The sequence below is a fragment of the Shigella sp. FC1661 genome (assembly GCF_001712525.1).
GTDB lineage: Bacteria > Pseudomonadota > Gammaproteobacteria > Enterobacterales > Enterobacteriaceae > Escherichia > Escherichia coli.
The window spans coordinates 1-23,045 of the sequence record NZ_MDGW01000475.1; the positions used below are offsets into that span (position 1 = coordinate 1).

Consider the following 23,045-nt stretch of genomic DNA (forward strand, 5'->3'; position numbering starts at 1 on the left):
TTTTTAATATTTCATTCTCCATTTCAATGCGTTGTAGCTTTTTCCTCAGCTTACGTATTTCGATTTGTTCTGGTGTTATCGGAGAGGCTTTTGGTGTTTTGCCCTGACGCTCATCACGCAGTTGTTTGACCCATCTTGTCATTGTGGAAAGGCCAACATCCATAGCTTTGGCGGCATCTGCCACCGTGTATTTCTGGTCAACAACCAGTTGAGCGGATTCGCGTTTAAACTCTGCGCTAAAATTTCTTTTTTTCATTGGAGCACCTGTGTTGTTCTGAGGTGAGCATATCACCTCTGTTCAGGTGGCCAAATTCAGTGTGCCACTTCAGCTTGCGTTTGCAGTACCGCGTTGCCTATGGTGACGGTGGTTTTAGCGAACTGCAAAGCGCTATTCGCATTCATGGTAACGCGGTGGAATATATTCCCATCGCGATTGTGCTGATGCTGTTTATGGAAATGAATGGCGCAGAAACCTGGATGGTGCATATTTGCGGCATCGTTTTGCTTGCTGGTCGTCTGATGCATTATTACGGTTTTCATCACCGTCTGTTTCGCTGGCGACGTTCCGGCATGAGCGCCACCTGGTGTGCGCTGTTGCTGATGGTGCTGGCGAATCTTTGGTATATGCCCTGGGAGTTGGTTTTCTCCCTGCGTTAGCGCACAATACGCCACTTTCTTTTTCCCGGATTTTTACGTTATGTCTCACCGCGACACGCTATTTTCTGCCCCTATCGCCAGACTGGGCGACTGGACCTTTGATGAACGGGTAGCTGAAGTCTTCCCGGATATGATCCAGCGTTCCGTTCCCGGCTATTCCAATATTATTTCCATGATTAGTATGCTAGCCGAGCGCTTCGTTCAACCTGGTACGCAGGTTTACGATCTGGGTTGTTCTCTGGGCGCGGCGACGCTCTCGGTGCGTCGCAACATTCATCATGATAATTGCAAAATTATTGCCATCGACAACTCCCCGGCGATGATTGAACGCTGCCGTCGTCATATTGACGCCTATAAAGCCCCTACGCCAGTAGACGTCATTGAAGGTGATATTCGCGATATCGCCATTGAAAACGCATCGATGGTGGTGCTGAATTTTACCCTGCAATTCCTGGAACCTTCCGAGCGCCAGGCATTACTGGATAAAATTTATCAAGGACTGAACCCGGGCGGCGCGCTGGTGCTTTCGGAAAAATTCAGTTTCGAAGATGCCAAAGTTGGTGAACTGTTGTTCAACATGCACCACGACTTTAAACGTGCCAACGGTTACAGCGAACTGGAGATCAGCCAGAAGCGCAGCATGCTGGAAAACGTGATGCTGACCGATTCCGTGGAAACCCATAAAGCACGCCTGCATAAAGCCGGTTTTGAGCATAGCGAGCTGTGGTTCCAGTGCTTTAACTTTGGTTCACTGGTGGCATTAAAAGCAGAGGACGCTGTATGATCGACTTTGGTAACTTTTATTCTCTGATTGCCAAAAATCATCTTTCACACTGGCTCGAAACGCTGCCCGCGCAGATTGCTAACTGGCAGCGCGAGCAGCAGCACGGGCTGTTTAAGCAGTGGTCCAACGCGGTGGAATTTCTGCCTGAAATTAAACCGTATCGTCTGGATTTATTGCATAGCGTAACCGCCGAAAGCGAAGAGCCACTGAGCACCGGGCAAATTAAACGCATTGAAACGCTTATGCGGAACCTGATGCCATGGCGCAAAGGGCCGTTCTCACTGTATGGCGTCAACATCGATACCGAATGGCGTTCCGACTGGAAATGGGATCGTGTTCTGCCCCATCTTTCTGATTTAACCGGACGCACCATTCTGGATGTCGGCTGCGGCAGCGGTTATCACATGTGGCGCATGATTGGCGCAGGCGCGCACCTCGCGGTGGGGATCGACCCTACGCAACTGTTTCTGTGCCAGTTTGAAGCGGTGCGTAAACTACTGGGTAACGATCAGCGCGCACATTTGTTACCGTTAGGTATTGAACAGCTTCCGGCACTGAAAGCCTTTGATACCGTCTTTTCGATGGGCGTGCTTTACCATCGCCGTTCGCCGCTGGAGCATCTCTGGCAGTTGAAAGATCAACTGGTGAATGAGGGTGAACTGGTGCTGGAAACGCTGGTTATTGATGGCGATGAGAACACGGTGCTGGTACCAGGCGATCGTTACGCGCAAATGCGTAATGTCTATTTCATCCCTTCCGCGCTGGCGCTGAAAAACTGGCTGAAGAAGTGTGGTTTTGTAGATATCCGCGTTGTGGATGTGTGCGTTACCACTACTGAAGAGCAGCGACGCACTGAATGGATGGTTACCGAATCTCTGTCCGATTTCCTCGACCCACATGATCCGAGTAAGACAGTTGAAGGTTATCCTGCGCCTAAACGCGCGGTGCTGATTGCGCGCAAGCCGTAAAGGTCTGGTATTACTGCCGGATGCAGCGTGAATGCCTTATCCGGCCTACAAACCCTTGCTAATTCAATCTATTGCAGGGACTATGTAGGCCTGATAAGCATAGCGCATCAGGCAGTTTTACGTTTGCATAACCTCAGCGCCCGTTTCCGGGCGCTATTCACTTCTTACGCCTGAACAGCAGGCTTATCAAATGCCGTTAACTTCGGTGCGTTACCCGTATATTTTTCGATATACACCAGCGCAGAGTTACCGGCACAGGCATTTGCCAGCTGCGAGCTGGGGATATCCGCCGTTAACACGTTCGCACTGCCGTTTTTACACAAGCCATTTTCCAGATCTGGCCATGCACCTTCATGCACGCATACCACGCCTTTTTTGATCCCGTCAGTCACCACCGCGCCTGTCAGAATCTGACCACGTTTGTTCCACACACGCACCAGATCACCATTCGCAATACCAAAGCGAGCAGCATCTTCGGTATGAATAGTGATTGGTTCACGATCTGCAACCGCATATTTTTTACGCAGTTCCGCATAGTTAAGCTGACTATGTAAACGGTGTGCCGGATGTGCGGTCAGAAGCTGCAACTGCTTCTCGTCGGCGGTACCCTTCCACTCATCAGGCGCAAGCCAGGTTGGGTGTGCCGGGCAATCCTTATAGCCAAATTTTTCCAGCGTTTTGGAGTAAATCTCAATTTTGCCGCTTGGCGTACCCAGCGCATTTTTCACCGGATCGGCGCGGAAATCAGCATAACGAACGTACTGTTCGTTCTTCTCGCTGCGGCGCATTTCGATCAGTTTATTTTGCTGCCAGAAGGCATTAAACATCGGCATAGTCACGCGTTGCGCACGGGCACCTTTCTGAGCGGCATCATAGAAAAATTTCAGCCACGCCATTTCATCTTTACCTTCGGTATAGATCTCTTTTCCGCCAGGTTTCACTAATTCCGCAAGATCGGCAAACACATCAAAATCGTTTCGCGCTTCAAATTGCGGAGCGACAGCCTGCTTCATCGGCACAATATGCTGGTTGCTGTAATCACCGGTCATCGTCAAGTCATTGCGCTCAAACGATGTGGTGATCGGTAATACGATATCTGCATGTTTAGCAGCTGCGGTCCAGTAGCATTCAGAAACGACGATCATCTCCGGTTTCTGCCATGCTTTAATCAGACGATTAGTATCCTGGTGATGGGTAAAGTTACCGCCACCCGCCCACCAGATCATTTTGATATTCGGATACGTTTGCTCTTTACCGTTATGCTGATATTTGCCGCCAGGATTTTCCAGCACATCGACGATACGGGCAACAGGAATCGCCCTCATTCCGCCATCATCAGCGGCCTCGCTGGCCTGTCCGGCAATCGCCGCAGACATTTCCGGCAGCACGCCGCCAACACGTGTCGGGTTGCCACCATTGGAGTAATGATAAGAGAAACCAAAACCGCCGCCCGGTGTACCAATCTGCCCTAACACCGCCGCCAGCGTCACCAGCATCCAGTGTTTCTGTTCACCATATTGCTGGCGCTGAATTCCCCAGCCTGCCATCAGCATTGTGCGATTCGCCGCCATCAGTTCAGCGAGTTTGACTATCTGCGCTTCCGGTACGCCAGTAATTTCCGCCGCCCAGGCCGCGCTCTTCGGCGTATTATCGCTCTTACCTCTCAGATACTCTTCAAACTGCGGATACCCGGTAGTGTATTTTTCAAGGAACACTTTATCGTGTTTGCCTTGTGTCATCAGGGTATGCGCAATCCCTAACATCAGTGCCACGTCGGTGCCCATATTCGGCGCGATCCAGGTGGCATTATCGCCAAAGAAGTCGATGGTTTCGGAGCGGATAGGATCAATGGCAATCACTGGTTTGCCAGATTTTTTTAGCTGATGGAAGTATTCCAGCCCTTGCTCATCGGTACTGCTCCAGGCAATTTTTAAGGTATTCAGCGGGTTCATCCCCCACAGCACCACAACCTGGCTGTTTTCCAGAATCAGCGGCCAGGAGGTCTGCTGTTCATACACCTCTACAGAACCGACCACATGCGGCATGATCACCTGTGCCGCCCCGGTTGAATAATCGCCGCTATGCCCGGAATAACCGCCCGCCAGGTTCATATAACGTTGCAGTAAGGTTTGCGCTTTATGCAACACGCCAGAAGAGCGCCAGCCGTATGATCCGGCAAAAATAGCCGATGGTCCGTTAGCTTTGCGAATGCGATCGTGTTGCTCATGAATCAGTTTTAATGCTTGTTCCCAGCTCACCTGTACATAGGTATCTTCGCCACGACCTTTCGTCGGTTGCAGTGGATTATCGAGATAGCTTTTTCTCACCATCGGATGCTGAATACGCGTCGTGGTGTGTACCTGATCCGCCGCCGTAGACTGTAAGGAATTCGGTATGGTTTTCGCCAGCGCGCCTGTTGAAGAAACAATCTTGCCGTCCTTCACTTCTACGTTCATCGCTCCCCAACGTCCCGCGGTGAGGATTTTACCGCCCTTCTCTTCTGCCCATGCGGGGAGCGGTGCTGCCGATGTCACCACCAGCGCTCCAGCGGCAATACCGCTGTGTTTAATAAATTCACGTCTTGTTAATGTCATAACTTCCTCCCTGATCAACGAGGATCACTGTTTCTCGGTAATATCTTTGGCGTTGTACTGGAAATACCGCGTTAAAATGTCCAGTTCGTTTTCGCTCATGCTGGTTCGTGCCCCCATTCCTTTGGCAATGGACGGCCACGCATTGACGGTGTAATGGTCGGCGGCAATAGGGGCATGACAACCAGCGCAATAGGTATCGTCAAGTTTTTCAGCGTATTGCCATAGCGGTTTACGGTCCGCTAATCCGGGATCGGTAAGCGCACCCTGTAAAGACGCCTGACGCCATTGATTGCCGTATTCGTCAGCCTGCCATTCCCCGTTTAGCGTGAGCGCCTTGATACCTTCTTCACTTAATGTGGCTAGCGCCAGCCGTTGACCTGCCGCCAGGTAGAGCGTGTTTTCACTGCCCTGCATTTGATAACCCTGCAACAGAACGATCGGCTGTTTGCCACTGGCATCAACGACGGTGAGATCGGTACCAGGATTCACGGTAGCCAGCTCGCCTATGCGAGAAGTTTTGAAAAGATAAATATGTGCGCCATTAGTCACTGAAGTAGCGGCCTGACTTTCCAGCTCATGCGCCGCGTTGTCATCCATTTTTATTTCTGGCGGAAAATGGGCAATGCCTTTATGACAATCGATACAGGTTTCGCCGCCCTTTTGTGCTTTGTTATGCATTTTCTGCGCAGATTCACTTTGCGAGGCAATATCCATGGCATCAAAAGAATGGCAACTACGGCACGTTGCAGAGTCAGTTGCTTTTAATTTAGCAAATAAATAATCCATCCCTGACTTTGGAATATGGCAATCTGCACATTCCGCACGTATCCCTTTCTGGTTCGAAAAGTGGACAGTTCCCTGATATTCCTCAAAAGGTTTACTCATCGAGTGGCAGGAAAGGCAAAATGCTGTATCCGACGTTTTATGTAAGGCTTTTTGCGCCAGCAATAACCCGCCGCCACCAACCACAACCGCTATCAGCAAAAACAATAACCCAATGCGTTTTTTCCCTCGCATAGATTCCTCTAAATAAATTCCAGAACACCGAAATCATTGGATAATTAAATACACAACGAATTAACCGCTTGCATAACTCGGCACAACACTGCCTGAAATAATCGATAAAGAATATGATTTATTACAATGTAATCATTAATTGCTAAGGAATAACCCTGTTGTTATTTAGAATATATATTTGTCAGTTTTAGCAATTTAAACCCCATAATTAATGTGAATATATAAAATATTTTTAGCACAACGCTATGTTCACTGTCACCCGCTCAACAGATCACGGTTATCGTACGTTTTTTATACTGCTCAGGGATAAAAAAAGGCCCCTGTTGAAATTGCAGGGGCCTGGTACGAGCAAGCATCATATTGGGCGACATGATGCAACGGTAAAAATCATTTGGCCTGATGGCGTTCAATGATTCCTTTCATTTCAGCAACCGCCGCCCCGTCTACGACATAACGCGAATACTCGTCCGCGTGTGCATCTGATGACATGGACAATCCTTGATTACGATAACGCATCGGTGAAGCTTGCCACGCTCCCGCGGAGCTATGGACTTCCAGCACTCCGGCATCGAGGAAGTGGTGCAGGTTTTCTGCACGGACTCCTGCTCCGGCCATAATGATTGGAGCATCACGATGGGCAATAAGTTCCATAATTTTTGATAAACCTTGCAGTGCATCTGATTTTTGCCCTGATGTCAGCACCCGGGCGATGCCCAATTCCGCAAGATTACTGAGTGTATTTAAAGGGTTAGCGCACATATCGAAGGCGCGATGAAAAGTCACTGCCAGCGGACCGGCAGCAGCCATTATTTTTTCCATTCGTGGCATATCGACATTCCCGTCAACATCGAGCACGCCCGTCACCAGTCCAGGAAAACCTAATTCGCGGACTGTGAGCACATCCTCAAGAATGGCGGCAAACTCACCGTCGCTGTAGCAAAAATCACCACCGCGTGGGCGGATAATCGGATGCACAGGGATCGTCACCCACTGGCGCACGGATTTCAGTACACCCAACGACGGCGTTAAGCCCCCCTCTTTTGGGGCTGCGCATAATTCAACTCTGTCTGCGCCGTTTTGCTGCGCCGTTAGTGCACATTCCATGCTGTAACAGCAAATTTCCAGTAATGCCATTTTTACTCCTTAATTACGCCGACTGCTCGCTGGCAACGATCTCTTCAATGGACCACGGATGAAACTTAATAGTTGTTTTGCCATCGGTGACCACCAGCGTCGGATTCGGTAATCGCTCATACTCACCTTTTGGCGAACTGGTTTTCACTGAGATCCCCGGTAGGCTGAGTCCTTCATCAGAAAGCAATGCCAGCGCACGGGCATTCAGCGTTTCTGGATCACCCGGCAGAACGATTTCAATATGTTCCCAACCTTCGTGTGGGTAACGTTTTTCCCCGGGCCACGGTAGCTCCACAATGGAAAACTGCCAGTGCGCAACCTGTACCGGTTCATGCAATTTAAACAGACAAATCGGTCTGCCATTGATCATATTTTCTGACAAAAGCTCGCCACACTGTTCAAAACCGCGACGCCAGCGCTCAGCGGTGACGTTTTGATGGCAACGCAAAGAAATGTGATCGGCAGTCAGCGGAGTGATATCCAACCCCAGACGGCGGGAGAGTTCATCTAATGCGTGGGTAAATCGCGGTAAATCCGATGCAATATCCTGCAGCTCGTCGATAGATTGCCAGTTCGCCATAATCACTCTTCGTCTTTCAGTAAAAGCGTTAATTTACCCTGTTGCCCTGCGCCAACCAACCGCTGATTTCACGCCGCTTCTGATGCAATAGTGAAAACGGCAATACGCCACGCGCACGTTGCTGACGAAAACAGCCATTTGCAGTATACTCCCGCCCTAATTTCTTTAACTGGTGCGGGCAATTTTTGCTCGCTTCATCAATGTAAGGTATTCCGGTGAATATTCAGGCTCTTCTCTCAGAAAAAGTCCGTCAGGCCATGATTGCGCAGGCGCGCCTGCGGATTGCGAACCGCAGGTTCGTCAGTCAGCAAAAGTTCAGTTCGGCGACTATCAGGCTAACGGCATGATGGCAGTTGCTAAAAAACTGGGTATGGCACCGCGACAATTAGCAGAGCAGGTGCTGACTCATCTGGATCTTAACGGTATCGCCAGCAAAGTTGAGATCGCCGGTCCAGGCTTTATCAACATTTTCCTTGATCCGGCATTCCTAGCTGAACATGTTCAGCAGGCGCTGGCGTCCGATCGTCTCGGTGTTTCTACGCCAGAAAAACAGACCATTGTGGTTGACTACTCTGCGCCAAACGTGGCGAAAGAGATGCATGTCGGTCACCTGCGCTCTACCATTATTGGTGACGCAGCAGTGCGTACTCTGGAGTTCCTCGGTCACAAAGTGATTCGCGCAAACCACGTCGGCGACTGGGGCACTCAGTTCGGTATGCTGATTGCATGGCTGGAAAAGCAGCAGCAGGAAAACGCCGGTGAAATGGAGCTGGCTGACCTTGAAGGTTTCTACCGCGATGCGAAAAAGCATTACGACGAAGATGAAGAGTTTGCCGAGCGTGCACGTAACTACGTGGTAAAACTGCAAAGCGGTGACGAATATTTCCGCGAGATGTGGCGCAAACTGGTCGACATCACCATGACGCAGAACCAGATCACCTACGATCGTCTCAACGTGACGCTGACCCGTGATGACGTGATGGGCGAAAGCCTCTACAACCCAATGCTGCCAGGAATTGTGGCGGATCTCAAAGCCAAAGGTCTGGCAGTAGAAAGCGAAGGGGCGACCGTCGTATTCCTTGATGAGTTTAAAAACAAGGAAGGCGAACCGATGGGCGTGATCATTCAGAAGAAAGATGGCGGCTATCTCTACACCACCACTGATATCGCCTGTGCGAAATATCGTTATGAAACACTGCATGCCGATCGCGTGCTGTATTACATCGACTCCCGTCAGCATCAACACCTGATGCAGGCATGGGCGATCGTCCGTAAAGCAGGCTATGTACCGGAATCCGTACCGCTGGAACACCACATGTTCGGCATGATGCTGGGTAAAGACGGCAAACCGTTCAAAACCGCGCGGGTGGTACAGTGAAACTGGCCGATCTGCTGGATGAAGCCCTGGAACGTGCACGCCGTCTGGTGGCAGAAAAGAACCCGGATATGCCAGCTGACGAGCTGGAAAAACTGGCTAACGCGGTTGGTATTGGTGCGGTGAAATATGCGGATCTCTCCAAAAACCGCACCACGGACTACATCTTCGACTGGGACAACATGCTGGCGTTTGAGGGTAATACCGCGCCATACATGCAGTATGCTTACACGCGTGTATTGTCCGTGTTCCGTAAGGCAGAAATTAACGAAGAGCAACTGGCTGCAGCTCCGGTAATCATCCGTGAAGATCGTGAAGCGCAACTGGCAGCTCGCCTGCTGCAGTTTGAAGAAACCCTCACCGTGGTTGCCCGTGAAGGCACGCCGCATGTGATGTGTGCTTACCTGTACGATCTGGCTGGTCTGTTCTCTGGCTTCTACGAGCACTGCCCGATCCTCAGCGCAGAAAACGAAGAAGTGCGTAACAGCCGTCTGAAACTGGCACAACTGACAGCGAAGACGCTAAAGCTGGGTCTGGATACGCTGGGTATTGAGACAGTAGAGCGTATGTAATCGATTTTTCGTGAGAGTAAAGCCTGATCAGGGTTACCTGATCAGGCTTTTTTATTGCCATCTAAATGTATTCTGAAAATGGACATGCCATTGTTTTCTGACTGTTGGATAAGAGGCCAGAAGCGTAATATCCGGCCCCAGGGAAACGATAACGGTTGAATTTAAGGAATACCGCAGTGTTTAAATTTCTTGTATTAACATTAGGCATTATCTCTTGCCAGGCTTACGCAGAAGATACGGTTATAGTAAACGACCATGACATTTCAGCCATCAAAGATTGTTGGCAAAAAAATTCAGATGATGATACTGACATTAACGTGATCAAATCATGCCTGCGACAAGAATACAATCTCGTCGATGCGCAATTAAATAAAGCCTATGGTGAAGCTTATCGTTATATAGAACAAGTGCCACGCACAGGTGTAAAAAAAACTGATACCTAACAACTTAACTTGCTTAAAAAATCACAGCGAGCCTGGCTGGATTTTAGGGACAAAGAATGTGAATTAATCCTTTCAAATGAGGACGTTCAGGATTTAAGTGACCCTTATTCTGAATCAGAATGGCTCTCATGTATGATCATACAGACCAATACGCGAACTCGCCAGTTGCAGCTATACCGTAACTCTGAAGATTTTTATCCAAGCCCTTTGACAAGAGGATAATTCACATCTTTTTGGCATGTTTTGTTGCAAGCTATTCCTGATAAATAATTGCAACAAGACATCGAGCCTTTTTCACTGAGTTATTAAACATACTCGCGAGCGCGTAATTTTTTTGTCCTTCAGCGATAATTCACAATCACTTCATTACGTTGTACCTTTAGCGGTGGAATTAACCGCCCACCGCCTGGCACTTCCCAGATAAATCGCAACGGTTCTGCTGCCGCTATACCGGAAAAGGCCACGGTGGTTCCGCTCTGCCCCTCTAATTCGACACAACGAGATTGCGAACACAAGCGAACCCGCAGTCCTGAAGGTGTCGGGCCGATAAGCTGATAACGCCACGCTACCAGCGTCATCAATCCTGAAGCAGGTTGTCGCGTAGAAAGAGGCGCAGACGACATCGACTCACCGCGATGATTTAGCGTAATTCCTACACTACTTGCCTGCCACATCCCCTCCCCGGCGGCTTGCACCAGCAGCGGAAACAATAATATTGCTAATAAGGTTCTCATTATTTGCCGCCAATTGTCGCCGTCATGCGGATATGTCGGTTATCAGACAGTTCCAGATTCGACAGGACCACTAACTGCGGCAAGCTGCGGCGCAGGAAGCGAGACAATAATGGTCGCAGCGCGTGGTTCACCAACAATACTGGCGGCGCACCCAGCATCTCCTGACGGGATAGAGCTTCCTGAGTTTGCGCCAGTAAACGATCCGCCAGCCCTGGCTCCAGTCCTTCCCCGCCCTGCAGCGCCTGTAGTAACAAACGTTCCAGCGGTGTATCGAGGCCAATAACATGGACTTCATCTTTGCCAGGAAACCACTGCTGGGTAATCGCCCGTCCCAACGCCACGCGCACGACGGCGGTTAATTCATGTGGATCGCTTTGGATGGGCGCATGTTCCGCCAGCGTTTCGAGAATGGTGCGCATATCGCGAATCGGTACTTTTTCATCGAGGAGATTTTGCAGCACTTTATGCAGTGTGGTGAGCGTGACGACGCCAGGAACGAGATCTTCCGTCAGCTTTGGCATCTCCTGGGCGACGCGATCCAACAGCTGTTGCGCCTCCTGACGACCAAACAGCTCTGCGGCATGCTGGCTAATGAGGTGGTTAAGATGCGTTGCTACCACCGTGCTGGCCTCAACCACTGTGTACCCCTGAATCTGCGCCTGTTCTTTTAGCGCACTTTCAATCCAGATAGCATTCAGGCCAAATGCCGGATCGACGGTCGCCTCACCAGGTAACGTCCCGGCAGCGGTTCCAGGGTTAATCGCCAACCAGCGCCCCGGATAAGCATCACCACTGCCAATCTCCACGCCTTTCATCAAAATGCGATAGCGGGCAGGTTGCAGATCCATATTGTCGCGAATGTGCACCACTGGCGGCAGAAATCCCATCTCCTGGGCAAATTTCTTGCGGATACTGCGTATACGGCCCAACAACTCACCATCCTGCTGGAAATCGACCATCGGGATCAGTCGATAACCCACTTCCATTCCCAGAGAATCTTCCAGTTGTACATCGTTCCACGTCGCTTCGACAACGGTATTATTCTCTGCCATTTTTACCGGTTTGGGTTCGGCAGGCGCTTTTTGTTCGCGTCCGCGTATCCACCAGGCCAGCCCCAGATCCGGCAGTGAACAGCAAAAATACCAGGTTCGGCATTCCAGGCACCAAGCCGAGTAAACCGAGCACGGCGGCGCTTAACAACATAACGCTTGGGTTACTGAAAAGCTGATTCACCATCTGCTCGCCAACATCCTGATCGGTGCTGACACGCGTAACGATGACCCCCGCGGCGGTAGAAATCACCAGCGTCGGAATTTGTGCCACCAGACCGTCGCCAATGGTCAATAGCGTATAACTTTCCGCCGCGTGTCCCATGCTCATGCCATGTTGCAGCACGCCGACCAGCAACCCGCCGACAACGTTAATGACCATGATGAGGATCCCGGCGATGGCATCGCCGCGAACAAACTTACTTGCCCCGTCCATTGAGCCGTAAAAATCGGCTTCCTGAGTCACTTCGGAGCGGCGTTTTTTCGCCTCATCTTCACCAATCAATCCAGCGTTAAGGTCGGCGTCAATCGCCATCTGCTTACCCGGCATACCATCGAGAACAAAGCGCGCACCCACTTCTGCGATACGCCCGGCACCTTTGGTAATGACCATAAAGTTGATGATCACGAGAATGACAAACACCACGATACCTATAGCGAAATTGCCACCAACGAGGAAGTGACCGAACGCTTCGACCACCTTCCCTGCCGCCGCCGCGCCGGTATGCCCTTCCATCAAAATGATACGGGTTGAAGCCACGTTAAGTGCCAGACGCAACAACGTAGTAAACAACAGAATGGTCGGAAACGCAGCAAACTCAAGCGTGCGCTGGGTAAACATCGCCACCAGCAACACCATGATCGACAAGGCAATATTGAAGGTAAACAACAGGTCGAGTATGAATGCGGGCAGTGGCAGCACCATCATCGACAAGATCAACAGGATCAAAATCGGTCCGGCAAGGATCTGCCATTGTGTCGATTTCAGGTTTGCGGGCAGGCGCAGCATCGCGGCCAGATTACTCATGGGTCGGTTTCTCGTTAATAAAATCCAGGGCTTCCGGCACCGGAAGATGAGTAGGTTGTACAGGGCGCTGTCCACCAGCCAGACGCCAGCGTTTCAGTTGCCAGATCCAGGCCAGCACTTCCGCCACCGCGGCGTACAGTTGACCCGGGATTTGTTGACCAATCTCCGCATGTCGATACAGCGCTCGCGCCAGCGGCGGCGCTTCAAGCGTCGGGACGTTATTTTCAGCGCCAATTTCACGAATGCGCAGCGCGACCAGCCCTGCACCTTTAGCGACCACTTTCGGTGCGCTCATTTTGTTTTCGTCATACTGCAACGCTACCGAATAGTGGTCGGGTTATTGACAATGACATCCGCTTTCGGCACATCGGCCATCATCCGACGCCGTGCGGCAGCTCGCTGCATCTGACGGATCCGTCCTTTAACATGGGGGTCGCCTTCGCTTTGTTTGAACTCATCACGAATATCCTGCCGCGACATTCGCAGCTTTTTCAGGTGGCTGAAGATTTGGAAAAAGACGTCAAATCCCACCATTGGAATGACACCAAGCACCACCAGCAGTGCGCATAGCCCTACCAAATCCATCGCATTACCCATGGCGGTAATCGGAGACTCGGCCAGTAAGCGCATCATCTGCGGCCAGTGATGCCAGAGAAAAAAAACCGTCACGCTGCCAACCAGGATGGTTTTCAAAATTGCTTTAAGCAACTCCGCGCCAGTCTGTGCCGAGAACATCCGTTTAATGCCCGGTAGCGGGTTGAGTTTGGAAAACTTCGGCTGCAAGGATTTTCCGCTAAATACCAGCCCCCCCAGCATGACCGGAGAAATGAGCGCTACCAGCACCACGCCGCTAATCAGCGGTAGCAGCGCCAGCATGGCTTCTCTGATCAGCAGAATAATCTGCCCGAGGATCAGATTCGGGTCTTTGATAATACTGTGATCAAAATGCAGCCCAGCGGAGAGCATGCCCGACAATCGACGGGCCAGCGACACACCGCCGAACCAGATAACACACACGCCCACCAGCAAAATCAGCAGTGAGGTCAGTTCACGGGAACGCGGGATTTAGGGCTTTTGCTGCCACACATCAAGCATAGTGTGCGTTTGTCGGATGCGGCGTCATCGCCTTATCAGACCGCCTGATATGACGTGGTCACGCCACATCAGGCAATACAAATCAAAATCCAAGACTATCCAACAAATCGTCCACCAGATCCTGACTGGCTACCACACCGGCTTTGCTGGTATCGACCTGAGGTCCATTAAGCAAACTCTGGTTTTCACGTTTTGGACGCGACTCCTGTTCCGGGATGTTTTCCAACAGCACCATCAGCAACTGGCGTTCGATCTCCTGAATGACATCCATCATCCGCTTAATAACCTGCCCGGTGAGATCCTGAAAATCCTGCGCCATCATGATTTCCAGCAGTTGCGCGTTAGTAAAGCTGGTATGCGCGGGTACATCTGCCAGAAATTGTCGTGTATCTGTTACCAGTTCACGGGCGTCGGCAAGGTCAATCGGATCGGCAAACCAGTCATCCCAACGTTGGGTTAACGCTTTTGCTGATTTCTCCATTTGATCCTGATGCGGTTGTGACGCCTCAACACTGTTCAGCGCCCGCTCCGCAGCCTGGGCGGTCATCTGCACAACATAGTACAAACGATCGCGCGCATCGGGGATGGCTTCCGCCGCTTCGGCAATGGCCTGATCCAGCCCCAGTTCCCGCAAACTGTCGCGCAGCATACGCGTCAGGCTGCCGATGCGCGCAATGATATCGCCAGCTGAATGCTCGTCAGCAGGTTTGATTGATGGTTGCATCATAGTCGCATCCTCACATGTCCAGTTTATCAAAGATTTTGTTGAGTTTTTCCTCCAGCGTCGCGGCGGTAAATGGCTTCACCACATAGCCACTGGCCCCCGCTTGCGCCGCAGCAATGATGTTCTCTTTCTTCGCTTCTGCAGTCACCATTAACACTGGCAATGCCGACATCGCGCCATCCGCACGAATTGTTTTCAGCAATTCCAGGCCATCCATATTGGGCATGTTCCAGTCGGAGATAACAAATCCATAACCGCCTGCCTGCAACTTATTGAGAGCGTCGACGCCATCTTCCGCTTCCTCAACATTATTGAATCCCAGCTCTTTCAGCAGGTTACGCACTATGCGTCGCATGGTGGAAAAGTCATCCACAACCAAAAATTTAAGTTCTTTATCCGCCATTTCACACTCCTGATTTAAATACGTATCGCCTGTCCGGCACTAATTTTTGCCAACATTTGCTGGCTTACCTGGCTAAGATCGACCACTTCGCAGACACCACCCATATTGATGGCCTCGCGCGGCATGCCGAACACCACGCAACTTGCTTCGTTTTGCGCAAGGGTCCATGCCCCCGCCTGACGCATCGCCAACATTCCCACCGCGCCGTCGTTGCCCATACCGGTCAGGATCACCCCAACCGCATTACGCCCCGCCTGTTTGGCGACAGAATGGAACAACACATCTACCGAAGGCCGATGACGGTTAACCGCCGGGCCGTCGTGAATTTTGATTTGATAATTTGCGCCACTACGCGCCAGTTCCATATGCCGATCGCCCTGCGCAATATAGGCATGCCCCGGCAAGACACGTTCTCCGTCTTCGGCTTCTTTAACCCCGATCTGGCAAAGCTTATTAAGTCTGTCGGCAAAAGAGCGGGTGAAACCGGGCGGCATATGTTGGGTAATTAACAATGCCGGGCTGGAAAGCGGCAACGGTTGCAGTACGTGACGAATTGCCTCAGTTCCACCCGTTGAAGCACCAATCGCAATCAGTTTTTCAGAACTCAACAACGGACCCGCCTTCAGCGTTGTCGGTGCTGACAATGGCTTATGTGCTGCAAGGCTCGCCTTTGCTGCCGTACGCACCTTTTCAGCAATCATTTCGCTATACGCCAGCATTCCTTCGCGAATACCCAGTTGCGGTTTGGTGACAAAATCTATTGCCCCCAGCTCCAGCGCGCGCAGCGTGACTTCTGATCCTTTGCCGGTCAAGGAAGAAACCATCACAACGGGCATTGGACGCAAACGCATTAATTTTTCGAGGAAATCCAGTCCGTCCATCCGCGGCATTTCAACATCCAGCGTCAGCACATCGGGATTGAATTTCTTAATCAAGTCACGCGCGACCAGCGGATCAGGCGCGGTCGCCACCATTTCCATGTCGCTATGGCTGTTGATGATTTCTGTCATGATCTGGCGCATCAGTGCCGAATCATCGACAGATAACACCCTGATTTTGCTCATCGTTAATCCTTACTTAGCGCATACACCGTCTGACCACGCAGCGTGAAGCGGCGCTCAAGGTGGCTAAAGTTTTCAGAGTGACCCGCAAACAGCAATCCGTCGGGTTTAAGGAGCGGAACAAAGCGGCGCAAAATCTCCTGCTGGGTATTTTGATCGAAGTAGATCATGACGTTACGACAGAAGATCGCATCAAACGGCCCCGGCACGGTGTACTGTTTCGCCAGTAGATTCAGCGGGGCAAAATCAACATAGTTCGCCAGCTCCTGACGCACGCGTACCAGCCCTTCATGCGGTCCCGTCCCTCGCATGAAATACCGTTGCAGTTGCTGCGGCGTCAGGTTTTTCAACTCTTCATGGCGATAAATACCGCTTCTGGCTTTTTCCAGCACTTCGGTGTCGATATCACTGGCAAACACTTTCCAGCGTCCGGGCGCGGTGCCCAATGTGTCAGCCAGCGTCATCGCAATGCTGTACGGCTCTTCGCCGGTTGAAGCCGCCGCGCTCCATACGCGATACTCGCCAGAACGGCGACGTGCGTGATCCGCGAGCAGAGGGAAATGATGTGCCTCACGGAAAAATGCCGTCAGATTCGTGGTCAGCGAATTGATAAACGCCTGCCACTCACCGCTGTGCTGATTAGATTCCAGCAAGTTCAGATAATGACCGAAATCCGTCAGTCCTAGCGAACGCAAACGACGAACCAGTCGGTTGTAAACCATGTCGCGTTTATGATCGGCCAGGACGATCCCGGCTCGTTGATAGATCAATTGACTTATCCGCCGAAAATGCGCGTCGGAAAGCGCCAGGCGCTCGGTCATCTGTAACAATAAAGACGTTTGCCCACAGGGCAGAGATGAAGTCATAGCGCCTTCTCAATCACTTCAGGATACCACTGGCGCAATTTGTAACTGCGCCGACTCATGTCGTGCTACTTCATGTTCTTCAAGGGTAAATACCGCCACACGCGACGAAAGATGGTCGGCCTGATTCGCCAGTTGTTCCGTTGCCACCGCCGCTTCTTCTACCAGCGAGGCGTTCTGCTGAGTCACCTGATCCATCTGGCTGACAGCCTGTGCAACCTGCTCAATCCCCCGCCGTTGTTCTTCCGACGCCGAAGCAATTTCTCCCATAATGTCGTTCACGCGGGTCACCGAACTGACAATATCGGTCATGGTCGCGGCGGCGTTATTCACCAGTTTCGAACCCTGCTGGACACGATTGACTGACTCTTCGATCAGCCCTTTGATCTCTTTTGCTGCCTGCGCGCTACGGCTGGCAAGATTGCGCACTTCACCTGCCACTACCGCAAAACCACGCCCCTGCTCTCCGGCGCGAGCCGCTTCCACTGCCGCATTCAGGGCCAGAATATTGGTCTGGAAAGCAATTCCGTCGATAACGCTGATAATGTCGCCAATTTTTTGCGAGCTGGTGGCGATCTCCTGCATGGTGTGAGTCATGGTACTGACCTGAACACCGCCCGCCTGCGCCGTTGTCGCGGCATTTTTTGCCAGTTCCGACGCCTGTCGTGCGTTATCGGCGTTTTGCCCTACCGTGGCGGTTAATTGCTCCATACTGGCGGCCGTTTGTGCCAGCGATGCCGCCTGCTGTTCGGTACGACTTGAGAGATCGTTATTGCCTGCGACAATCTCCGCGATCCCAATGTGCATCTCATGGCTTCCCTTACGCACATCACTCACCGTCCCACGCAAAGCCTGCTGCATGGTCTTCAGGCTGGCAAAAATGGCGGTGATCTCATTACGACCATATACCGCAATCGGACGCGCCAGATTACCCGCAGCAATGCTGTCAAAATGGCTACCAATAATGGCCAGTGGTTGAACAATCATCTTGCGCGTCCACCACAGCGCACTGCTGATGTAGATTGCCGCAACAATAATCATGCTGATAAACACCAGCGCCGAAATCTGATAGTTACGCTGACTTTGCGCACTGGCGGCTTCCAGCACATGGTTGATCTCCAGCTGCCAGGCCTCAAAGTTAACGTCAAACGCATTCTGTGATCCCTGCACCGGCGCAGTGAGGAAATCCGAAAGTTGATTACTTTCAAGCCAGGTCGCCTGATGTTCGAGATCGTTGTGCCAGCGGGCAAAACTTTTCTCCGTCTCTTTTTGCAATGCCCTGACGTGCTCGTTGCCCGCAGTCATCGCCATAAAACTTTTAAACAGCGTGGTGGATTGCGTCAGACTGGCGCGCGCCGTCGTCATCAACGTTTTAATGTCATCCGCCGGATAGCTAAGTGCCGTCAGAGTGCCCGCTTTGTTCAGCGCGGTACTGGCCTGTAACATTATCGCCCGAGTTTGCGCTAATGCCGCACGTTGCTGATTGCTCTGCTCGACCTGATTCAGTCGTTGCAAATCGTCGCGAAATGCCCAAAAAGACATGCCGTTACTGCCAATCTGCAAGATCCCGCAGAGAATCAAAATTAAAAACAGCGTGGTCGAAATTCGAATACGATTAAACATCAACGCTCCCCATCAGGCGGCAATGACCGCGTTAGTAAATACTCGTCAAAATGTTTCCCAGTTTGGATCTTGTTCAGCAATTCGCAGTCGTGGCTGTGCCGGTGGTTGCTCACTGGCAGGACGGGATGGTGTTTGCGGTTTATTGGTGAGTGGGCTGGCTGCCAGACGGAACGTGGAAACCGCTTGCGTTAAACGACTCGCCTGTTCTTCCAGCGCAGCGGCGGCGGTAGCTGATTCCTGCACCAGCGATGCGTTCTGTTGCGTGACGCGATCCATTTCCGAAACCGCCAATGCGACTTGAACGATGCCACGGCTCTGTTCATCCGATGCCGATGCAATCTCGCCCATAATGTCAGTCACGCGAGTGACAGCATTGACGATATTGTTCATTGTTTCCCCGGCGCTTTCGACCAGCACCGAACCGGTATCAACGCGTGCGACGGAGTCTTCAATGAGGGCTTTGATCTCTTTTGCCGCCTGGACGCTGCGACTGGCAAGATTACGCACTTCACCCGCCACCACGGCAAAACCACGGCCCTGTTCACCCGCACGCGCGGCTTCAACCGCGGCATTCAGCGCGAGGATATTAGTCTGGAAGGCGATACCGTCGATAACGCTGATAATGTCGGCAATTTTCTTCGAACTATCGGCGATCTCATGCATCGTTTTCACTACGCCATCCACCACTTTGCCGCCGTGCTGGGCGGTGTCGGAGGCACTTTGCGCCAGTTGCGAGGCCTGGCGGGCGTTATCGGCGTTTTGCTTCACTGTCGCGGTGAGCTGCTCCATGCTGGCGGCAGTTTCTTCCAGCGCGGATGCCTGCTGTTCAGTACGGGAGGAAAGATCGGTGTTGCCCGCCGCAATTTCACGGGTACCGGCATAGATGGCATCTGAACCTTCGCGGACATGAGTGACGGTGTCAGTCAAAGAGCGTTGCATATGTGAAACGCTCTGCGCCAGGTCGCCCATTTCACTGCGCCCGTCAATGTTTTGCATTCCCTGGGTTGGCTGAGCGAAATAAGCTCCAGTATTGCCATAATCTAGATAATCAATCAGTTCAGTTAACGCTGTGTAATAGTTTTTATATTTTTCATCAATATTACGACTGGTAGCGACCATTTCAGGTAACGGTGCCATGCTTTTGAATTTTTTATAATGCGTCGCTGCCTGCGCCAATGTTTTCCTGGCGCTATCGAGCAATTCAACTTTGGCGTTACTTTGTTGATTGGAGGAATCCATCATCATCCGCACCGCTGAACGACTCAGGTTAATGCGCGTTTGCAGCATTAAATCCCAGGTTGACGTCAGCTCGCCCTGCTGTTCCCGCAATTGATTGGAAACCACAAAGCTCTTCTGGCTATGGTGAAGGGAAGAAAAAAACAGACTGCCGGAAATAAGCTGTAACAGTGCAAATACCCCCAACACCATTACCAACAGCGTGACTACGCGGATACGGTTAATCATAAGGCACCTTCCTGAAAACAAGTTGATCTCGTTATCGGCAAGAAGGGGGGAAACTTTATTGCTGATGCCACCCGCCGCGAAATTGAAATAAAAAACCCGATGCGCAGATCATCGGGTTCATTTCAATTGAGGAAATCGGGAGAATTACGCCACTTCTGACGCCGCGCTATCTAACAGCGCCATCTCTTCGCTGTTCAGCAGTTTTTCGATGTTCACCAGAATCAACATCCGGTCGCCCAGTGCGCCCAGTCCAGTGAGATATTCTGTTGAAAGCGTCACGGCAAATTCCGGTGCCGGACGAATTTGCTCCGCCGTCAATGAAAGCACGTCTGAGACGCCGTCAACCACGATGCCGACCACCCGCTGTCCGAGATTCAGGACGATAACTACCGTGTTGTCGTTATAGTCCACATCCACCTGGCTGAACTTAATTCGTAAGTCAACAATCAGCACAATAACGCCGCGCAGATTCGTGACGCCTTTGATAAACGCTGGCGTGTTCGCAATCCGTGTTACCTGATCGTAGCCACGGATCTCCTGCACTTTCAGGATATCAATACCGTACTCTTCATCACCAAGGGTAAATACCAGAAATTCCTGGCCTGACGGCTCGCTGGCCAGCTTTGTTACATTCGTCATACCGGTCATATTGTTACCTTTTTACTCATTCAGGCGGCGGTGTTCGCCATACGTTGTTCGCGGTTTATCGCCTGCAAGGCGGAGACATCAACAATCAGTGCCACGCTGCCGTCGCCAAGAATGGTCGCAGCAGAAATGCCGGGGACTTTGCGATAGTTACTTTCAAGGTTTTTAACCACAACCTGGTGCTGACCAATTAATTGATCCACCAGCAAGGCGTAGCGGCGACCGCCACTTTGTAAGATCACCACAATTCCCTGGGTGGCTTCGGTTTTCGCGCCCGCGACGTTGAACACTTTCCACAGTTCGACGATGGGCAGATATTCGCCCCGCACTTCCAGCACCCGCTCGCCGCCGGCCAGTGGATGCAGATCGGCTTCACGGGGTTGCAGTGATTCCATGACAGCATTCAGCGGCAGAATGAAAACTTCATCCGCAACGCGTACGGACATGCCGTCGAGGATGGCCAGCGTCAGCGGCAGTAAAATGCGGATCGTAGTGCCAGTACCCTGCTTCGACTGGATTTCGACATGACCGCCCATCTCCTGGATATTACGTTTAACGACGTCCATGCCGACGCCGCGCCCGGAGACGTCGGTGACCTGCTCTGCCGTGGAGAAGCCTGGTGCAAATATCAGCATCGCGACTTCGTCGTCGCTCATGTTTTCGCTGACAGTCAAACCTTGCGAGGCCGCTTTTGCCAGAATTCGCTCACGGTTTAGCCCCGCCCCATCGTCGGTCACTTCAATGCAAATGTTGCCGCCCTGATGTTCGGCAGACAGAATTAAATTTCCGACGCTGTTTTTACCTGCGGCGAGCCGTTTTTCTGGCAGTTCAATACCGTGATCGAGGCTATTGCGTACCAGGTGGGTCAGCGGGTCGATAATGCGTTCTATCAGGCTCTTGTCGAGCTCAGTGGAACTGCCCACCAGCGTCAGTTCTACCTGCTTGCCGAGTTTTCCCGCCAGATCACGCACCAGCCGGGGATAGCGACTAAAAACATATTCCATCGGCATCATGCGAATCGACATCACTGATTCCTGCAAATCACGGGCGTTACGTTGTAACTGCCCCATGCTGGTTATCAAATCACCATGATTAACCGGGTCTAGTTCGCTGGAACGCTGGGCAAGCATGGACTGGGTGATAACCAGCTCGCCGACGAGGTTAATTAATTGATCAACCTTTTCTACCGCTACACGGATGCTGGTGGATTCACTGCTGCGCGTCGTTTTTTCCCGCTCCACGCGGCCGGTTGGTGCTTGTTCGGCTGCCAGTTTAAGCACTGGTGGGGTGGATATTTTGGGCGAGACTTCTACTGTTTCAAAGGTAATCTGATCGGCTTCAATCACAAAACAGAGTACCGCTGTGATGTCATCTTCGGCGATGTCGCCCGGTAATATTGCCGAGAGCGAATCCGCCCCTTTCACCACGTCAGTTAACGTTATCAGATGTCCCAGTTCTTCTTCCAGCAGGTCGACTTCCCCGGCCTTCAGGCGCGAAAGGATAATTCGTCGCGGCGACTGACTGCGACTCTGCTCATCTTGCGGTTCACTTTTGGCAACCACACTTAATCGGGTCACTGCGGATGGCGTTTCGCCTTTCGCTTCTAATGCCAATTGACGCAAGGCCTGGCAGATATAATCGAAGCTGGCGGCATCCGGCTCTTGCGACTGTTTATAAGCGTCGAGCTGTTCTTGCATGATGTCCTTCGTTTCCAAAAACAGATTGATAATGTCGGTGTTGAGTTGCATCTCACCTCGTCTGGCTTCATCGAGCAGGTTTTCCATCAGATGCGTGGTTTCCTGCAAAACGCTGAAGCCAAAAGTTCCTGCCCCTCCTTTGATCGAGTGGACAGCCCGAAAGATGGCATTCAATTGTTCGGCATCTGGCGCTTCCGGCTGCAAAACCAGCAGATGCTGCTCCATATCAGCCAACAGTTCGTCCGCTTCATCAAAAAATGTCTGATAAAAATCGCTTATATCCATGCTCACGCTGTCACCTCGGTTCGGCTGATGGCATTGTGGGAACACTGACCTGTGAGGTGTACTGGCAATAGCGGACACTACCATTTGTTCTTTTTTTAAGCAGCCATCTGATGATATTTTTCCCTGAAGGCTGCCGGGGAGATATTCCCCAGACGAGAGTGACGACGCTGACGATTGTAGAAAATCTCAATGTATTCCCGTATTACTGAGATGGCTTCATCCCGGTTATTAAAACGATAGTGGCTCAGGCT

General features: G+C 51.5%; 18 protein-coding genes and 5 pseudogenes. 5 read left to right on the plus strand and 18 right to left on the minus strand.

Annotated features, from left to right (window positions below; genetic code table 11):
• On the minus strand, positions 1-256 hold a 256-nt coding region (locus BFF42_RS20695), incomplete at its 3' end, for an IS3 family transposase (RefSeq protein ID WP_033555117.1).
• A gap of 74 nt (positions 257-330) precedes the next feature.
• Between BFF42_RS20695 and BFF42_RS20700 the strand changes: the two are divergent.
• The 3 genes and pseudogenes from BFF42_RS20700 to cmoB form a co-directional block, all read left to right on the plus strand.
• Positions 331-657, plus strand: a pseudogene (locus BFF42_RS20700) (MAPEG family protein); the annotation flags it as partial.
• A 40-nt stretch (positions 658-697) separates the two neighbouring features.
• Positions 698-1,441, plus strand: coding sequence for a carboxy-S-adenosyl-L-methionine synthase CmoA (gene cmoA, locus BFF42_RS20705; RefSeq protein WP_000019619.1), 744 nt, complete (start codon positions 698-700; stop codon positions 1,439-1,441).
• Positions 1,438-2,409 carry a tRNA 5-methoxyuridine(34)/uridine 5-oxyacetic acid(34) synthase CmoB gene (gene cmoB, locus BFF42_RS20710; protein WP_000564746.1) on the plus strand — a complete coding sequence of 324 codons (972 nt, stop codon included), beginning with the start codon at positions 1,438-1,440 and terminating at the stop codon, positions 2,407-2,409. The genes cmoA and cmoB overlap by 4 nt, the downstream gene beginning before the upstream one ends.
• A 164-nt stretch (positions 2,410-2,573) precedes the next feature.
• On the opposite strand, the gene torZ is transcribed toward cmoB, so the two are convergent.
• The 4 genes from torZ to BFF42_RS20730 all read right to left on the minus strand — a co-directional run bounded on the left by torZ (position 2,574) and on the right by BFF42_RS20730 (position 7,734).
• Positions 2,574-5,003, minus strand: coding sequence for a trimethylamine N-oxide reductase TorZ (gene torZ, locus BFF42_RS20715; protein ID WP_146759063.1), 2,430 nt, complete (start codon positions 5,001-5,003; stop codon positions 2,574-2,576).
• Positions 5,004-5,027: 24 nt separating this feature from the next.
• Complete coding sequence (locus tag BFF42_RS20720) at positions 5,028-6,020, minus strand: NapC/NirT family cytochrome c (RefSeq protein WP_039060277.1); 993 nt, start codon at positions 6,018-6,020, stop codon at positions 5,028-5,030.
• Between the two features lie 387 nt (positions 6,021-6,407).
• The gene (gene cutC, locus BFF42_RS20725; RefSeq protein ID WP_001185756.1) at positions 6,408-7,154 is read right to left on the minus strand and encodes a copper homeostasis protein CutC; all 747 of its coding nucleotides are present in this window, start codon (positions 7,152-7,154) and stop codon (positions 6,408-6,410) included.
• Between the two features lie 13 nt (positions 7,155-7,167).
• Positions 7,168-7,734 carry a VOC family protein gene (locus BFF42_RS20730; RefSeq protein WP_039060279.1) on the minus strand — a complete coding sequence of 189 codons (567 nt, stop codon included), beginning with the start codon at positions 7,732-7,734 and terminating at the stop codon, positions 7,168-7,170.
• Positions 7,735-7,949: 215 nt separating this feature from the next.
• Between BFF42_RS20730 and argS the strand changes: the two are divergent.
• Positions 7,950-9,681 (plus strand): annotated as a pseudogene (gene argS / locus BFF42_RS20735) (arginine--tRNA ligase).
• 41 nt (positions 9,682-9,722) lie between these two features.
• Here the strand turns inward: argS and yecV are convergent.
• Complete coding sequence (gene yecV / locus BFF42_RS27385; RefSeq protein WP_211180499.1) at positions 9,723-9,767, minus strand: protein YecV; 45 nt, start codon at positions 9,765-9,767, stop codon at positions 9,723-9,725.
• Positions 9,768-9,857: 90 nt separating this feature from the next.
• Between yecV and BFF42_RS20740 the strand changes: the two are divergent.
• Positions 9,858-10,346 (plus strand): annotated as a pseudogene (locus tag BFF42_RS20740) (lysozyme inhibitor LprI family protein).
• Positions 10,347-10,465: 119 nt separating this feature from the next.
• On the opposite strand, the gene flhE reads toward BFF42_RS20740, so the two are convergent.
• The 12 genes and pseudogenes from flhE to BFF42_RS20800 form a co-directional block, all read right to left on the minus strand.
• Positions 10,466-10,858 (minus strand): flagellar protein FlhE, encoded by a 393-nt coding sequence (flhE, locus tag BFF42_RS20745; RefSeq protein ID WP_001259583.1) that lies wholly within the window; start codon positions 10,856-10,858, stop codon positions 10,466-10,468.
• A pseudogene (gene flhA / locus BFF42_RS20750) lies at positions 10,858-12,934 on the minus strand (flagellar biosynthesis protein FlhA). The gene flhE and the pseudogene flhA overlap by 1 nt, the downstream one beginning before the upstream one ends.
• Positions 12,927-13,999: pseudogene (gene flhB / locus BFF42_RS27115) on the minus strand (flagellar biosynthesis protein FlhB); the annotation flags it as partial. The pseudogenes flhB and flhA, both read right to left, overlap by 8 nt.
• Positions 14,000-14,111: 112 nt before the next feature.
• Entirely contained in the window at positions 14,112-14,756 is a 645-nt protein-coding gene (cheZ, locus tag BFF42_RS20760) for a protein phosphatase CheZ (protein WP_000983608.1), read from the minus strand.
• A gap of 10 nt (positions 14,757-14,766) precedes the next feature.
• Positions 14,767-15,156, minus strand: a complete 390-nt coding sequence (gene cheY / locus BFF42_RS20765; protein WP_000763866.1) for a chemotaxis response regulator CheY — start codon at positions 15,154-15,156, stop codon at positions 14,767-14,769.
• 14 nt (positions 15,157-15,170) lie between these two features.
• Positions 15,171-16,220, minus strand: a complete 1,050-nt coding sequence (gene cheB / locus BFF42_RS20770) for a protein-glutamate methylesterase/protein glutamine deamidase (protein WP_000036380.1) — start codon at positions 16,218-16,220, stop codon at positions 15,171-15,173.
• A 2-nt stretch (positions 16,221-16,222) separates the two neighbouring features.
• On the minus strand, positions 16,223-17,083 hold the full coding sequence (cheR, locus tag BFF42_RS20775; RefSeq protein ID WP_000204335.1) for a protein-glutamate O-methyltransferase CheR: 861 nt from the start codon (positions 17,081-17,083) through the stop codon (positions 16,223-16,225).
• An 18-nt stretch (positions 17,084-17,101) separates the two neighbouring features.
• Positions 17,102-18,703, minus strand: a complete 1,602-nt coding sequence (gene tap, locus BFF42_RS20780) for a methyl-accepting chemotaxis protein IV (protein WP_000483190.1) — start codon at positions 18,701-18,703, stop codon at positions 17,102-17,104.
• 45 nt (positions 18,704-18,748) lie between these two features.
• Positions 18,749-20,167: a methyl-accepting chemotaxis protein gene (locus BFF42_RS20785; protein WP_039060282.1), complete on the minus strand. Its 1,419-nt coding sequence runs from the start codon at positions 20,165-20,167 to the stop codon at positions 18,749-18,751.
• A gap of 144 nt (positions 20,168-20,311) precedes the next feature.
• Positions 20,312-20,815 carry a chemotaxis protein CheW gene (gene cheW, locus BFF42_RS20790; protein WP_000147299.1) on the minus strand — a complete coding sequence of 168 codons (504 nt, stop codon included), beginning with the start codon at positions 20,813-20,815 and terminating at the stop codon, positions 20,312-20,314.
• A 20-nt stretch (positions 20,816-20,835) separates the two neighbouring features.
• Positions 20,836-22,800: a chemotaxis protein CheA gene (gene cheA / locus BFF42_RS20795; protein WP_012421234.1), complete on the minus strand. Its 1,965-nt coding sequence runs from the start codon at positions 22,798-22,800 to the stop codon at positions 20,836-20,838.
• Between the two features lie 89 nt (positions 22,801-22,889).
• Positions 22,890-23,045 (minus strand): IS3 family transposase (locus tag BFF42_RS20800; protein WP_001392677.1); only part of this gene is annotated, 156 nt, incomplete at its 5' end.

Bases quoted from the DNA above. Each gene is read 5' to 3' on its own strand.
- cmoA (WP_000019619.1), top strand. From the start codon at position 698: ATGTCTCACCGCGACACGCTATTTTCTGCCCCTATCGCCAGACTGGGC.
- cmoB (WP_000564746.1), top strand. From the start codon at position 1,438: ATGATCGACTTTGGTAACTTTTATTCTCTGATTGCCAAAAATCATCTT.
- torZ (WP_146759063.1), bottom strand. From the start codon at position 5,003: ATGACATTAACAAGACGTGAATTTATTAAACACAGCGGTATTGCCGCT.
- BFF42_RS20720 (WP_039060277.1), bottom strand. From the start codon at position 6,020: ATGCGAGGGAAAAAACGCATTGGGTTATTGTTTTTGCTGATAGCGGTT.
- cutC (WP_001185756.1), bottom strand. From the start codon at position 7,154: ATGGCATTACTGGAAATTTGCTGTTACAGCATGGAATGTGCACTAACG.
- BFF42_RS20730 (WP_039060279.1), bottom strand. From the start codon at position 7,734: ATGGCGAACTGGCAATCTATCGACGAGCTGCAGGATATTGCATCGGAT.
- flhE (WP_001259583.1), bottom strand. From the start codon at position 10,858: ATGAGAACCTTATTAGCAATATTATTGTTTCCGCTGCTGGTGCAAGCC.
- cheZ (WP_000983608.1), bottom strand. From the start codon at position 14,756: ATGATGCAACCATCAATCAAACCTGCTGACGAGCATTCAGCTGGCGAT.
- cheY (WP_000763866.1), bottom strand. From the start codon at position 15,156: ATGGCGGATAAAGAACTTAAATTTTTGGTTGTGGATGACTTTTCCACC.
- cheB (WP_000036380.1), bottom strand. From the start codon at position 16,220: ATGAGCAAAATCAGGGTGTTATCTGTCGATGATTCGGCACTGATGCGC.
- cheR (WP_000204335.1), bottom strand. From the start codon at position 17,083: ATGACTTCATCTCTGCCCTGTGGGCAAACGTCTTTATTGTTACAGATG.
- tap (WP_000483190.1), bottom strand. From the start codon at position 18,703: ATGTTTAATCGTATTCGAATTTCGACCACGCTGTTTTTAATTTTGATT.
- BFF42_RS20785 (WP_039060282.1), bottom strand. From the start codon at position 20,167: ATGATTAACCGTATCCGCGTAGTCACGCTGTTGGTAATGGTGTTGGGG.
- cheW (WP_000147299.1), bottom strand. From the start codon at position 20,815: ATGACCGGTATGACGAATGTAACAAAGCTGGCCAGCGAGCCGTCAGGC.